12 protein-coding genes are annotated in these 15052 nt (G+C 62.1%); all 12 read right to left on the reverse strand.

The annotated features are described in order from the left end of the window. Window positions 1-24: 24 nt before the first annotated feature. The gene (locus HNQ60_RS20140) at window positions 25-705 is read right to left on the reverse strand and encodes a DUF3313 family protein (protein ID WP_184334585.1); all 681 of its coding nucleotides are present in this window, start codon (window positions 703-705) and stop codon (window positions 25-27) included. Between the two features lie 125 nt (window positions 706-830). Then, entirely contained in the window at window positions 831-1655 is an 825-nt protein-coding gene (locus tag HNQ60_RS20145; protein ID WP_184334586.1) for a hypothetical protein, read from the reverse strand. Between the two features lie 29 nt (window positions 1656-1684). Next, complete coding sequence (locus tag HNQ60_RS20150) at window positions 1685-4111, reverse strand: autotransporter (protein ID WP_184334587.1); 2427 nt, start codon at window positions 4109-4111, stop codon at window positions 1685-1687. Between the two features lie 98 nt (window positions 4112-4209). Continuing rightward, window positions 4210-4584, reverse strand: coding sequence for a response regulator (locus HNQ60_RS20155; RefSeq protein WP_184334588.1), 375 nt, complete (start codon window positions 4582-4584; stop codon window positions 4210-4212). 77 nt (window positions 4585-4661) lie between these two features. Then, on the reverse strand, window positions 4662-5765 hold the full coding sequence (locus HNQ60_RS28150; RefSeq protein WP_221304328.1) for an amidohydrolase family protein: 1104 nt from the start codon (window positions 5763-5765) through the stop codon (window positions 4662-4664). Window positions 5766-5777: 12 nt separating this feature from the next. After that, a complete protein-coding gene (glsA, locus tag HNQ60_RS20165) occupies window positions 5778-6821 on the reverse strand; it encodes a glutaminase A (protein WP_184334589.1) in 1044 nt (347 codons plus the stop codon). A gap of 191 nt (window positions 6822-7012) precedes the next feature. Further along, entirely contained in the window at window positions 7013-8545 is a 1533-nt protein-coding gene (locus HNQ60_RS20170) for a hypothetical protein (RefSeq protein ID WP_184334590.1), read from the reverse strand. A 96-nt stretch (window positions 8546-8641) separates the two neighbouring features. Beyond that, window positions 8642-9277, reverse strand: a complete 636-nt coding sequence (locus HNQ60_RS20175; RefSeq protein WP_184334591.1) for a response regulator transcription factor — start codon at window positions 9275-9277, stop codon at window positions 8642-8644. Continuing rightward, entirely contained in the window at window positions 9274-11112 is a 1839-nt protein-coding gene (locus HNQ60_RS20180; protein ID WP_184334592.1) for a sensor histidine kinase, read from the reverse strand. Before HNQ60_RS20180 ends, HNQ60_RS20175 begins: the two co-directional genes overlap by 4 nt. 233 nt (window positions 11113-11345) lie before the next feature. Next, window positions 11346-12995, reverse strand: coding sequence for an aspartate:alanine exchanger family transporter (locus tag HNQ60_RS20185; protein ID WP_184334593.1), 1650 nt, complete (start codon window positions 12993-12995; stop codon window positions 11346-11348). A 61-nt stretch (window positions 12996-13056) separates the two neighbouring features. Beyond that, window positions 13057-13608, reverse strand: coding sequence for a hypothetical protein (locus HNQ60_RS20190; RefSeq protein ID WP_184334594.1), 552 nt, complete (start codon window positions 13606-13608; stop codon window positions 13057-13059). A 99-nt stretch (window positions 13609-13707) separates the two neighbouring features. Beyond that, window positions 13708-15027 (reverse strand): BatD family protein, encoded by a 1320-nt coding sequence (locus HNQ60_RS20195; RefSeq protein ID WP_184334595.1) that lies wholly within the window; start codon window positions 15025-15027, stop codon window positions 13708-13710. Window positions 15028-15052 lie beyond the last annotated feature (25 nt).

A 15052-nucleotide genomic window follows, 5' to 3' on the forward strand; every position in this document is an offset into this window, starting at 1 on the left:
TCGCCGGCCGCTCCTCATTCGTCCTCAACCCGTCTTGCCTCGCGATGCATCCAGCGCGTTCTTCAGCAGTTCGGCCCAGCGGCGAATCTCGCGGCGGGCATCTGCACTGTTCGTCACTGAGTCGGTCCACGTCCATTGACCGCCACTGCCGAGGTCCTCCCTGCGATCGTATGCCCGGCTCAGCAGCGTGCCGGTGACGGAGTCATGCAGTTCCGCGATGAGCGTCATCTCGCCGGCGCTCGTCGTGTAGGTCTTGACGCGAGCAGCTGTCTGCATCGATACGTCCGGTGCATTGATGTAGAGATTGACGATCGCCGCTTGCACTTCGAGCACGTCCTTGGCCGGCTCGCTGACCACCTGATAACCGCCCTTCTCCTGCAGCACCTGTCGGAAGACGTCGTCGAAAGCCTTCGCGAGGTCCTTCTTGATCTTGTCTCGGTCCGGCTCGTTCATGCGGTACAGCGCGGAGTCGTCTTCCGGTTTCCAGTTCTTGCTGAACTCGACGGCGATCGGCCGCAGCAGGATCTTGTCGTAGCTGGCGAGATTGGCGCCCGGCCTGTTGTAGACGGCATCGACTCCCTTCACGTTGGCTTTGACGAGTCCTTCGTGCGTCGACATGTCATCGATGGGCGATTGCTGGGTCGTCGCGCAACCGCTCAACGCTGCGGCTGCGGCAATCGCGTACAGGAGGGAGCGGCAATGCATGATTCTTCTCCGGGCTGAGTGTTTCCTGTGAGTGCATGTTGCAGCGACGCAGCGTTCAAGACACTCCGTAATAAGGGCAGACGCAATGGCTGATTGTGCGCGTGGCGACGACGCCACGCCGCCGGTCAGAAAGCGCCTGTGATGAACAGCAACGGTCCGCCGTACTCGAAGCGCAGCGTGCCGTTGAAGTGCTCCTTGTCGACATCGAGGCTCGTCGTGAACTTGTTGTAGCCGACACCGACGCCGAAGTTCCTGATCGGCATCCACGTGAAGCTGATCTTGTAGTCCTGCAGATCCCCGTCGTATTCGTCGAATTCCAGCGCGAAGAACTGGGCCTGCGCGTCGAAATAAAAGTGATCGCTCAATGCCCAGACGCCGCGAAATCCAATGACGGGGAGCGGGCCGTCGCCATCCGCCTTCGCGTCGCGATCGATGCCGCCGGCCCCCTGGTTGCTCGACGCCTCAGCGAGGAGGCGCGCGCCGATGCTCAGATTGTGCAGGCCGATCGTTCCGGAGAGCTCGAAGTTGTCGCGCTTCATGAAGGAATATTCATACGCGAGCTCGAAGATGGTCACGTCGAAACTGACCTTGACGAAGGCATTGAGGGGAAACGTTTCGTCGCCGAACTCGATCTCCCGCTCGATGTTGCGGGACGAGCTGGAGCTGCTGTCGAAGTACATGAAGCGCAGCTTGTGGCGATCCAGGAACCGCCAGTAGCCGTCGATCCGGAAGCGATCCTGGCTGTCGAGGCCGAGTTCGTCCTCCAGGTTCACTTGCGTACCGAGATCCTGGTTATTGGCATCGAGGCGGATCGTCGTGTCCGTATCGAGGAAGAATACGCCGAGGTTGGCCTCGAACTTCCGGTCGAGCGGCCAGAGCGGATCGGCACTGGCCACCGAAGACAGCAGCAACATCGACGATGCGATGCAGAGCGAAGCGATCTTGTTCATGGTAGCAACTCCTTGTTCACGAGATTCTTTCAGCGCCTTCGGCCGCCGTACGATCGATGCATCGATCTGCTCGCGCCACGGTTGTACTCGTAGCGCTGACCGCCGGTGTTTCGTGTGTAGCGATCGTGGTTGAGGTCACGGGTCTGGGTCTGGGATGGTTTCGGCTGCGGCCGGTCGGTGTTGACGGACTCCCAGCCATTGTCCGTGTGCTTCCAGACATTCCCGTCGTGGCCGGCGTAGACATTGCCGCCGACATCGATGACACCGCCCTGGTCGCCCTTGATGCCGCGCACACCGGTCGCTTCACCAGTGTTCTTGTTGTAGACGACGGCCTTTCCGGCCGAGACGCTGTCACCTGTGTAGATGTTGCCCGCCGTGCCGCCTGCACCGACCACTGTTCTTCCACCGGGACCTGTAGCAGCCCCCCGTCCACCAGTTGCGTAGTTGCCGGTGTAGACGTTGTGGACTGCGCCGCGTTGTCCTGCTGCGAGCACGCCCGTGCTCGAGTTGTAGGACATGCCTACGCGGCTTGCCCACTGATTGCCTGTCCATGCGTTGTAGCCGCCGGAAACACGAGAGACGCTGGCGACATCACCCCATCGCGAATACATGTTGCCGGTCGTTGCAGCCCAACCGCCGGGACCCCACGCGGCGGCGCCACGCGGTCCGACGGCAGCACCCCAATACGGAGCGGGATAGATCGGATACATCGGCGGACCCCAGCCCCATCCCCAACCATAGGGACCCCACCACGGATAAGCGCCCCAGCCCCAACCGACTGCAACTGTTGCCGCGCCCCACGCCCAACCAAAGCCGAAGCCGACGGTCCATCCGGTCCAGGGCGTGTAGCGAAGTGCAACACCGAAGCCATACGTGACAGGTGGCCCGTACCAGTAGGTGCCGATCCACGGCGTGTAGTAGTAGCCGGTTCCGTACACGACGACGTGCGTGACCGGGTCGATGCACTGACCCTGGTAACCCGGCGTGTAGCCGACATACACCGTGTCATCGACGACGTCGTACACCTTCACGTACGTGACGTAGTGAAGCGGAGAGCTCGGCGGAATCTTGTAGATCTCGGCGGGAACCGAGGTTGCGACCGTCCATGGCCCTTGCAGCGAACGCGATTCGAACCACACGCCGTTCTCGACGGCGTAGTAGCTGTTCGGATTCACCATGATGATCGGCATCGCAGTGTTCACGACGTACTGCAGGCTCGTGCCGTAGATCGCGACGAGTTGCGGTTCGCCGTCGAACTGCGGCGGCGTCATCTTCGCTTCGGCCTTCTTGACCGCGGCTGTCGAAGGAATCGACGCTGCGATAGCTGCTTCTTTCGCCTGCGTCGTCCGGGCGACGGAGGCCTTCACGTTCTCTTTCGGGTTGTCGTCCGGAATTTTCGCGAAGTCCTTCGCGAGCAGGTCGGACGAGATGTATTCCCACGGGCCCTTGATGTCCGGTGCGCGGAACCAGCGGCCGGAGATGAGCACGTACGTCTTCTGATCGCCGAGCAACTTGAAGACGTGTCCGGTCGTGTTCTCGACGAACAGCAGCTGCGTGCCGGGAATCGGCACCCACTTCGCCGCGCCGTCGGTGACGAGCAGTTCCGTGGGCTCGGTCGCGATGACGATTTTCGGGATCGTTCCCTTGAGCAGCGACGGTGCCGGTTGTTCCGGATCGGATTGGCCGGTGAGCAGATCCACCTGGCGTGAGGCGATGGCCTGATCCTTGATCTGCTTGAGATCGGAGGGTGGATTCAGGTCCGCGGTCCAGTTGCCCTGCAGCGAGCTGGCGATCATCCATCCGTCGAAGACATGCAGGTAGTGATTGCCGCTCCGAGCCTTGACCAGCAGCGGTCGCGTATTGATGACCCGCTCGTACGAGGTCCCCGGGATCGATCGGTAGGCCGGCTGACCGTCGATGTAGACGAGTAGCGCCGGTTGCTCGGAGAAGATGATTTTCGGCGGAGCGTTGCGGATCGGTGTGTTCGACACCGACTTCTCGGTCTGCACGATGTGCAGGTTCGCCTCGAGCCGGTCGAGTGCAATCGTGCGCGAACGATTCTTCGCATCGTCTTCCAGCACCTTCACCCAGCCGGCGCTCTTGCTTTGCGCGCTGGGGAACTCGGCCTTCGTGATGTCGTAACCGTCGAGCGTGACGATGCGCTCGGCCTTGTCCACGAGCGTTCGGGCGGTCACATGAATCACACCGTAGGTGGAGGTCGCGTTTTCCTTGTCGCCTTCCTTCACCGACACGGCAGCGCGCGCTTTCAGATGGTAGCCGTCCCAGGAATCGAGCTGCGGCTGATACACGGTGAGCGCCGTGCTGCCTTCCTTCACTTCATACGGCCAGGGCGTTTCAACGTCAGGCGCCTCGTCCGCCGGCGCCTCGGCCGCGGACGCGACCGAGGCCGTTGCGCACAGCACAATCAGCAGGAGATATCTGAGTGACGAGACCATGGGTATCACTGCGACCGTGAGAGCGGACGGATACCCGTCATGCTGCAACGCTGTCGCAGGTTAGGCAGTACGTAGGAGGGGCAAGCGTCCACGACGGCTCAATGTTGTCGCTCGATCGCCTGGTGGATGGCCGCAAGGATGTCGACACCGGCGTCCGTCTTGCGGAAGAACGCGGCACATCCGGCCGCTATCGCTTCGGTGCGCACCTGCGGATCGTCGTGGGCCGTGATGTAGATGAACGGAGTGCGGACCTGGCATGCGGCGAGCCGGCGATGCAGTTCGAGGCCTGACATGCCGCCGAGCTGCACGTCGACGAGCAGGCAATCGAAATCCACGCGCAAGCGGTCGTCGAGGAAATCCTCGGCCGACAAATAGGCGACCGGATGCAATCCGGCGCTCTGCAGCAATCGGCTGAGCGACCGGCACATGCTTTCATCGTCATCGATGACGGCTACATAGGATCGTGCAGGCACCCGTTGGCCCTCCTGATCCGACTTCGACAGTCCCTGCCGGCTCTACGGCCGGCGAATGGACTGGCCAGCGAAGTGGATCATCTTGTGTTCTGTCGTTCCCATGCGCGGACCCGAAGTCTCGCCGCATCGAACAGGCGCTCGTAATTCCCACGACGGACCGCGAAGCTGGCCTGCGGAGTCAGCTGCGCGAAGATCTCGTCCCAGAGATGGAAGACTCTCAGCTGCGCCGCCTGGTCGGCGGGCGCGACGTTGTCAGTGCCGAACAGGAAGCGGTCGGGGTGCTGCTCGAGCAGCTTTGCTGTACCTCGCTTCGTCTCGTCGGAGCGGATGGCGTACTTCGCGACCTCATCCCACGAGATATCGAAGTACAGGTGTTTGAGCGCCGGGTCGTCGAGAAGTCGCGTGACGATCTCGAGCTGGTTGGGCGCACGCTCGCCGCTGCCGGCGACAGCTTGTGATTGAACCGGATGCACGACGCGTCCCAGCCCCATGTGAGCCCAGATGATCGTCGTCTTGGGATGTCGCTTCACGACCTCGATGGCCTGGCGCAGGTAGACCGGTTCCTGGTTGGCCTTTGCGAACGGCATGTCGATGTCGCAGTGGAGGATCACGACGAGGCCCACTTCGCCGGCGAACTCGAGGATGCGGTCCAGTGCGGGATTGGTGAGGCTTGCAACTTCGCCCGCCACTTTGCCCGACACGAATTCCTTGTGGATCGAGAACTCGCCGATGCCGGAGAACACGCCAGGGAAGGTTTGCAGCACTCGCCGGATGTGATCGGCGGCGTACATATCCGCTGGATTGAACCCGGTGATCATCGGATCGAGCCGACGCTGCTGTTCAGGCTTCAGCGACTTGTACGCCATCGCGATGAAGGCGTCGGTAAACGAGTAGTAGTAGAGCGGCGCGTCCGACTGCAGGTAGTAGGTGGGCGCGAAGTCCCCGGAATTCTCATGAGACCAGGTCTGCTGCAGCGGAATGCCGAACAACGTCGAGCGATCGATCCTGTCGCCCATGATCTTCATGAAGTCCTGGATACTCGTCCCTTCCTGCACGTAGTTGGTGAGATGGAAGTGCGAATCGTTGAACAGGTAGGAGTCGCGCCTCTCCGCCGCGTGCGCGTACTGCATGAACAGCAGTGCGGACGCGGCGGCGAAGCAGTTTGATCGGACGTTCGACACGGGTGTCAGTGCCTACTTGCCTTTCGTCTTCGCGGCGTACGGGTTGCCGCCCAATGCATTCGAGACGGCCTCGATCGCGAGCTGGGCACGGACGCTGTTGCCGGCCTCATCGAGCGGCGGCGAGATCACGGCGATACCGAACTTTCCGGGCGACACGGCGATGATGCCGCCGCCGACGCCGCTCTTGGCCGGCAAGCCGGTGCGATAGAGCCACTTGCCTGAATCGTCATAGAGGCCAGCCGTCGCCATGACAGCGAGTACCCCGGGCACGTTGTCCGACTTCATCACCTGCTTGCCCGAGACAGGATTCTTGCCGGCGTTCGCGAGCGTGCCCGCCATGACGGCGAGATCTTTTGCGTTCACGCTGATCGCGCACTGCTCGGTGTAGATGTCGGTCGCCTGGCTGGGGTTGTCCTTGATGAAGCCGTACGCGTACATCAATGCGCCGATCGCCTGGTTGCGCTGATTGGTCGCGGCTTCGGAATCGAACACTTCCTTGTTGACGGCGAGCGGGCGGCCGGCGAAGTCGGAATGGAAATCCAGGATGCGCTTCCACACTGCATCGCGGCTTCCCCCTTGCACCATGCTCGTTGCGGTGATCGCGCCGGGATTCACGAGCGGATTGATCTCGGGTCCGCCCAGCGACTTCTGTGCAAATTCGATCGAGACGATCGAGTTGAAGCGCATGCCGGTCGCATCGACGCCGATGCGCTTGAGAATGGAATCGGTTCCCTGGTCCTCGATGACGCGCGCCATCGTGAACACTTTGGAGATCGACTGGATCGAGACCTCGGATTTCACGTCACCAGCGGTGTAGACCTTGCCGTCGGGCGTGACGAGCGCGATGCCGAAGATCTTCGAGTCGACTTTCGCGAGCGCGGGAATGTAGTCCGCGTTCGCGCCGTCCTTCACATCCTTGAACTTTGCGTGCGCCGCATTGAGCGCCGCCTGGATGTCGCTGGTCGATTGTGCCTGCGCAGTCGACACCGAAAGGAAGGCGAGAGCTGTCAGCACCGACAGACCCATACGCACCACGTAACGATCAGGCGAGCTCATTTCAGTTCCTCCGAAGGGGTGAGTTCAGTCTCGGGACACAGAGCAGGCAGTGCGTGCAGCGACGCATGCGACTCAAGCGGATGCGCGCGAAAGCGGTGCAGAGAAAGATCGAAAAGGACACTAGCGCACCGTCGACCTGTCAGTACTGCCTCAAGGGGAAGGATCGGCACACGGAATACCGCTACGAACTTTCAGAAGTTCAGTTCGAAGTTCATGTGGTAAACGTTGCCGTTGCCGCCGACTGGATAGGGCACGGCCGTGTAGCCGACGGGAGAGTTGTCGAGCTGGATCCATTCGCCGTTGAGGCGAATTCCGCGCATGCGCTGAGGGAAGTAATTGAAACCTGCGCGAATCTCGGATCCGTCTCCGTAGTCTCCGTAAATGCCGGAGGCTCCGGCGTAGACCTGCAGCAGTCTCGGCATCAGCATCGCCGAGACCTGGACCTGGAAGCCGTCGTCGGTGATGTCGTCGATCACGGAGACGCCGGGGCCGCGGTAGTCGCTCAGCTTCCGCCGGTACACCTCCGCTTCCACCGAGTAGCCGCGGTACTTGAAGCCCGCATCGAGCGAGGCCATCTCGTAAGCCACCTGGTCGACTATGATCCCGGGTCCGAACAGGCCGGGCGTGAAGATCACGTTGCCATCGGTCAGGCGGATCTGGCTGTTTTCGATGGTGTCGGTCCCTGGCTGCGACTGACGATCTTCCGTGCTGCTCGTGAAGTGGATGCCGACGCGCGTCGCGAGCTGCTCGTGTCCTTCGAAATCACCGAAGGCGCCCAGCGGTCCGAACTCGTGCGTCGTCGGCATCCAGTTCAACATCACCGACCACGTGTCGACGTTGTTGTCGAGCTGCGAGGCGCTGATGCCGAGCGTGCTCAGATTGTTGGCGAGCATCGCCATGTAGTTCAGGCCTGGCGCGAACTGACCCTTCAGCCAGACACCGGTCGTATAGGAGCCGCGGAAGAACTCATCGGCGATGAGTCGATCGTCGACGCCGAGCCAGTAGGGAAACTGACCTTCTGTACTGCGAACGCTGGGCAGCGAAGTGATACCGGCACCGATTGTCACGTAGCTGTTGGCGACATAGCTGAGATTGCCCGCGCCGACGACTTGAGCCGGATCGCCTTGCGCCGTGTTCGCTGACCATACGTACAAGTAGTAGCGCCACTTCGGATCGAGGAACCATCCGGAGAAGGGCAGGAAGAATTTGTTGAGCTGGAAGTCTTCGCGCTGGACGACGTTCTTCACGTTGCCGAAGGAGTCCGTGTAGGTTGGATCAAGTCCTTTCTGATTCAGATAGCGCGCGTAGGAGAATAGGCGCATGTAGATCTGCGCCTTGTCGCTCTCGTAGATCTTGAAACCCCCATTCGGAATGTACTCAGGTCCGCCTGATTCGGCCGCGGGCTTGATGTCATCAGGTGTCGGGCTCGCCGCCGGTGCTGGCGTGCTTGCAACGGCGGCAGCAGGAGGAGCAGGCGCTGTCGAAGGAGTCGCGCCGGCTGGCGCGGGCGTTGCGGATTGACTCTTGAGAAGCCGTTCGAGCTCCGCGATGCGCGCGCCCTGATCGCGAATCAGCTTCTCGAGTTCCTGCTGTCGCCGCGCCATCGCTTCCATGTCGACCGCTGGCGCCTGCGCATTGGCGAGCAGCGGGAGTGCTGCGAGAGCGATTCCGGCGATCGATTGCTTCTTCACGGCGACACCTCGCGTTTCGGTCGGCGTCGTCATGCGCGAAGGGGCACACGCGCCGCGTCAATCGCCGACGCTAACGGGGAGCCCTCGAAACGTGCCACTACCTCTAAGGACAGGTGCGTTACCTGTAACTCACGCAGTGAGAGTGGGTTCGTTGCCGAAGAGTCCGATCTCCTTGCTCAGCGTCGCGAGTTGTGCCGACGAGTGGACGCCGACCTTGCGTGTGATCGCTGTGCGATGAAGTTTTACTGTCCGCTCATTGATGCTCAGTGCTGCCGCAATCTCCTTGTTCATGCGGCCGACCACGACGTGCTGCAGGACTTCCAGCTCGCGCGGTGTCAGTCGACCGAAGCGCTGGTCGAGATCGCGCAATCGTCCGCGCCTCTCGAACTCCTGATCGCCGCGCTCGAGCGCCACGCGAATCGACCTCATCAGTTCTTCCTTCGGTGCTCGCTTTTCGAGGAAGTCGATGGCGCCGTGACGCATGGCGCGGACGCTTGCCGGAATGTCGCCATATCCGGTGAGAAACAGGATCGGCATCGGCGCCGGCGCCGCAGCGAGTCGCTCCTGCAGTTCGAAGCCGGTCATTCCGGGCATCTCGAGATCCGCCACGACGCAACCGCGCGATGCAGGCCCGAGCGATCCAAGCAGTGCCGTGGCCGAGATGAAGGCACGTGTCTCGAGTCCTTCGAGCCGCAACAGCCGCGACAGTGCGTTCAGGAAGGATTCGTCGTCGTCGACGAGGTGCACCCGGGGGGATTCGTTCATGACGCTGAGCCTTGAAGGGTGGGTAAAGTGAGCCGGAAGATCGCGCCGCCGTCGACGTCGTTCTCCGCCCAGAGGCGACCACCATGGGCCTCGACAATGGTGCGTGAGACCGAAAGCCCCATGCCCATGCCATTTGCCTTGGTGGTGTAGAAGGGTTCGAAGATGCGCGGCAGTCTGTCGGCAGCAATGCCCGTTCCTGAATCGACGACTGCGATCTCGACGGAGGTGTCTTCGACGTTACGCGCCGCGACGGTGATACGGCGTCGTGAACTGGCGGACTCATTGATGGCGTCCATGCCATTGAGGATCAGATTGATGAGCACCTGCGAGAGATGCACTCGATCGCCGGCAACCATCGGCAAGGCATCGCCAGCACAGCATTCGAGTGCTACGTGCCTTGCGGCCGCATCCGCGCGCAACAGCGTGTTCGCATCCTTGACCAGCGTTTCGACGGAGAGCGGCGAGAACTGCATCTGCCGGCGTTTGAGCAGCGCACGGAGACGTTCGATCACATCGCCGGCGCGTTGGTCGTCTTTGAGGATGTCGGCAACGATGGCGCGCAGCTCCACCAGATCCGGGGAAGGTGTGGACAGCAGCATCTCCGCGGCTTCGGCATTTCGCAGGATAGCGCCCAGCGGCTGACTCAGTTCATGAGCGAGAGCCGAAGCGAGCTGACCCAGCATCGTGACGCGCCCCGCGTGCGTCAGTTCGCGGCGCAGTTCCTCGGCTTCCTCCTGGGTCTGCTTCTGTTCCGACACATCTCTGATGACCCCGCGAATCATGGTGAGCCGGCCGTGCGGATCCACAACGACATCGCCATGTGAAGCCAGCCAGCGCGTCGCGGACTGCGGTGTGCAGACACGGAACTGAACCTGAAACCGTGCGCGCGTACCTATGGACGAGATGAGCGCTTCCCGGACGCGAGGGAAATCCTCCCGGTGAATTCTCCCGGCCACGCTGTCGACATCGATCTGTTCATCCGGTTCGAAGCCGAACAGGCCGCGGGATCGCTGCGTGGCCCAGAACTGCAGCGTCCTCGCATCCCAGACCCCGAGGCCTAGTCCCGCGGCGTTGGCAGCGAGCTCCAGACGATTCTGGCTTTCCAGCAGTTCGGCGGCCAATCGTCCCGCTCGCAGGGTGTCGCGCGTCATTTCATAGGCCATCGCGACAAGTGAGATCAGGAAGGGTGGGGTGATCAGCATCGGCATGACGGCGATGCCCCAGATCACCAGCTGTGTGGATACGGTCGCGAGGACGAGGAAGAGAAGAATGCCGCCACCGACGAAGAGCGCTCGTCGCCGCGCATCCTTTGTCCTCTGGCGCCACAGGGTGATCGCCGCATCGAGGACGAAGATCGCGAGGAGAGCGCTGGCCAGTGTCGCAAGCCATTGCCAGTGACTGACGACCCCCTGACCGACGACGGTGATCTCCTCGCCCAGAAAATGCATCCGTGCGACGCTCGTGATGCTGTCGAAGTTGAAGTTCAGAGGCGACGAGAAGTTGGCGATGACGATGGCAGTGCGGATGCCGATGATCGTCCACATCAGCCAGCGACGCCCGGCGCCGAGATAAAGGCGGACGAACACGACGATAGCGACAATGTGAAAGAAAAGCGGCAGGTGGCACCAGCGGGCCCACTCGCCCCATTCCTCGGGCGACTGCGAGACCATCATTCCGAGTTCGGTGATACCGATGCCGGAGAGGGACAGCGCGACGACGGCAAGTGCGAGATTGGACCAGGCCTGGCGATTCAGTAGCCACACGGTTGCGTGCACGATGCCCAGCAGCAACGCAGCTGCTGCAGCGCCCGACCAGAGTATCGTGACGTAACTCATACCTGAGCAATGCGACCGGACCGGCGATTGAACCTGCCGACCCGCTCGCGGACTTCCCCGTTTGTGTGTTCGATCCTCCCGGGCGCGTGCGTCACGCCTCAGGGATCTGATCCCGCTTTGTTCGGCACCATAGTACGCGCTGCATCATGACAGGTGCAGTAGCGATTGAACGCAGGGATTCTTGCCGGAATGTCTTTCTGGAAGCGCGGAAGTAGCGCTTCGACGCAGTGACTTCAGAAAGCCATGACCAGCGTTCCGATGATGGTCATGATGATGCTGGAGAACGCATAGGTGCCTGTGTACCCAAGAGCCGGCGCCGAGCTTTTCGCTTCCGCAATCAGCAGGCTGAGGGCGGGACCGCTGGTCATGGCGCCCGTCAATGCACCCATCAGGAGCACAGGCGGCAGCTTGAGGACGTGGCGACCGAACAGGTAGCCGCAGAGAACGGGTATTGAAACGACAGCGAGGGCGGCAACGACGAGCCAGGGGCCTGCCTCGCGCAGCGTCTCGACGACCTGACTGCCGGATTGCAGTCCTACGCCGCAGATGAAGATCAGCAGCCCGAATTCCATCAGTATCCATCGGGCAGCCTCGGGAAACTTGCCAGTGCTCGGACGCAGGTTGTTCAACCAGCCGACCAGCACGCCCGAGGCAAGGAGGCCGCCAGCAGTCCCGAGGCCGATCGGCGTTCCGGCGACTGTGATCGCGAGCAGTCCGATGGCAGTACCGAACGCAATACCGAAGGCGAACGTGGTCATGTCCGTCTCCATGGCTTCAGCTTCCAGCGGTCCGACGAGAGCGGGAAGGGCAGCGAGGGCGCGGTTCGATCCAACGACGGTGAGCACATCTCCGCGTTGCAGGACCACTTCGGGCGACAACGGCAGACTGAGAGCATCGCGGCGCAGACCGGTGACGAGAATTCCATGTCCGCGCGCGAGATTGAGATTCCCCAGCGGCCGGCTCACGGCGCTGCCTTGCGTGACGATGACCTGTCTCGCGTCGGCTGAAAGCTCGACATCCGACGCGACTGAAATCTCCTCGCCGAGCTGACTGATGCCACGCTGGAAAAGCGTCGCGTCGCCGACAACGTAGATCTCGTCACCGTGCTGCAGGCGTTCTTCAGGCGTGATCGGCAGCCATTGCTGCGAACGTCGCAGGTGAGCAATCGAAAAGCCGTCCCAGAAGCGCCGGGCAAGTTCAGTCGCCGATTGTCTGCACAGCTCATCGTTCGTAACGCGATAGCCGCGAGCCTGTATCTGAACTGGCTGCGTGCGGCTCCCGCCGTCCATCGCCGCGGCCGCGGTTGGAAGATCGACGCCTGCAATTCGAGGCATCAACCGGACTGCGACGATGATTCCCAGCATGCCGACGATGTAGGTGATGGCGTAGGTCGTGCCGATCGTGGCGATCACCCGATCGGAATCGCTGCCGGCGGGAAGCGTGGCAATCCCGGAGCGAACTGCCTCCTGAGCCGCAGCCAGCATTGGCGTCGTAGTGAGCGAACCGGACAGCAATCCTGCAGTTCCGCCCGGAGGCATCGCGAGCAGGCTTCCGGCGATCAGCGCAGTGATGAGGCCGATTGCACACACGACGACCGACAGCGCGAGATAGCGCCAGCCGTTGGCCTTCAGCGCCTCGATGAACCGGGGTCCTGCCTGATAGCCGACGGAAAAGATGAAGAGGGCAAAGCCCACTGCCTGTGCAGCAGGCGAAATGCGAAATCCCTGGCTTCCGAGGAACAGTGATACGAGCAGCGTCCCGGCCACTGCGCCCAGCTCGACGCCTACGACCCGGACGCGCGCGAGCAGACAGCCGAAGCCGATCGTGAGGAACAGCGCGATGACCGGCTGATCACGCAGGAACGCGAGTACGGATTCAGCCATCGCGGAATCTCTTGCGAGGAAGCGCCACGCAACGAGACCGCTGCGTGACGCGACTCTACGACTACTTCGCCGGCTCCACGCTCACGGCCAGAGCCTGCGTATAGGTGATGTCTACCTGATCACCCTTCTTCAGGCCCGCGATGAACTTCTGTGCTTCCGGCTTTTTCACGGCGACTGTGTGAGTGCCGTTCTCGTTCGTGAAGGTGACGGTGTTCGCCTTCTTGTCGACTGACTCGATGACTGCCACCGAATTGACCGTGGTGCCGACAAGTCCAGCAGGCTTCTGTCCCTCAGGCGCACGCGCCGCGGCTCCAGCGGCCTGTACATCCGTCGGAGCCGGATCATCCTTCTTGCGGATCTGTGCGGCGAGGCCTTCGTAGTAGCGAACGACAATCTTGTCGCCCGCCTTGACCTGCGCGAGGTTGCGGACATCAGGGGCGACCTGGACTGTTTCTGTGGCGCCGTTGTCGGCCTTCAGCGTGACCACGCGCGTCGCCTGGTCGATCGAAACCACCGTAGCGGACAGCGTCTCGGTGTTCTCGACGGTGAGCGGATCGGGGGACGCATAAGCGGTCGCGGCGAGAAATGAGGCAAGGACAATGAGTGATCGCATGACCGGGGCTCCGTTGAAGTGCTGATTGTGAAGTCCAAGGCAACGGCGGCGATGTTGCTCCGCCCGTTGCCGGAAGGCAGTACGTACCAACGCACAACGTCAGGGATTCAGAACCGGGAGCCGCGTCCCCGCGCCATGTTGCTGCGCATCGTGAAGCGACGCGCGGCGCTTGCGCTGTAGCTGGTCAGCCACGGCCTGCGCGGAGCGGGATTCGTGCAGACCGGATTGCCCATAGTACTCATCGAGCAGGCCGGAGCAGGCTCGCGAGAAGGGATCTTCGTTAGCGGTACTTGTCGCCCGTGCGGCGCTTGCAGGTGAGTCCGCTGGCAGCCGATCCAGCCAGCGATACAGCGCGGAGGGGATGGCCTTCGACTGTCCTGCGTCGAGCGCGGACTGAAGGTCCTTGAAAGCATGGTGCTCGGATTGCAGATACGCCGCCCGGCGCCGCCGCTCCCAGAGCAGCCACGAACGAAACAATCGAACGACGTATGGGCGCAGCCACAGCAGGATGACGATCAGAGCGATGGTCGCGGCGCAGTAGATCAGCAGCTGTCGCCAATCGATCGATCTCTCTGGAACAGGCGCTGGTGGCTCTGCTGGGACCGAGAATGGCGGCGGAGGCTGGGGTGCGGCAATCGCATGCGCATGCAAGGCAGGCACCTGCGCAGTTTCGCTCTGCTTCGTGTCGAGATCCCACCATCGAACCTCGACGGCAGGCAGATCGAAATCACCCGGCCGCTGCACCACGTAGTTGACGGCGAACGTGCGTGTGCCTCGAACGGGTTGATCCGGCGCGGCATCGGCGAGCACAGGTGAACTTGGGTAGGACTTCAGCCCCTCGGTCTCGCCGAGCTGGACGTCTGGAATGAACATCGCAGGCGTTCCGGTCGCAACCAACGTGACGGTCCGCGTGAATGCATCGCCGACCTTCAGCGTCGCGGGATCCACGTCCGTCGTTTGCGTCATTCGAAGGTCGTGCGTAACGAAGGCTCCCTCTGCGCCTTCTGGTACAGATACGTTCAGTGTGAATGCCTTGGTTCGTGACGACGCGGCCTGCATCTGCGGCCCGATCTTCGTTGCAACCTCGAAGACAGGAACGGCGAGGTCAGTGGCGACGATCGGCGTGATCGTGTACTTGCGTCCGATGCCGGGCCAACTCGCGCCGTTCACGTCCGTGCTGATGTGCGACGGCCTTTCATCCGACAGCGTGACGATGGCTCCCGGAACGCTCAGCGCGGGGAGATCGATCGCACTCGTGAAGAAGAGCGATGTGTAGGTGTCGACGTATAGCGTCGCCGGCTGTCCGATGGCAACGGTCGCCGGCTCGAGGCGGGTCCGGACCAGCAGGGACGACGCATCCGCCGCGAACGCTGACACATATATATGTGTCAGCAGGACCGCGACGGTGAGGCTCGCCATCGTCCGGCGGATCAAGCGCGGTGCG

Source organism: Povalibacter uvarum, assembly GCF_014202975.1.
In the GTDB taxonomy this organism is placed as follows: Bacteria; Pseudomonadota; Gammaproteobacteria; order Steroidobacterales; family Steroidobacteraceae; genus Steroidobacter; species Steroidobacter uvarum.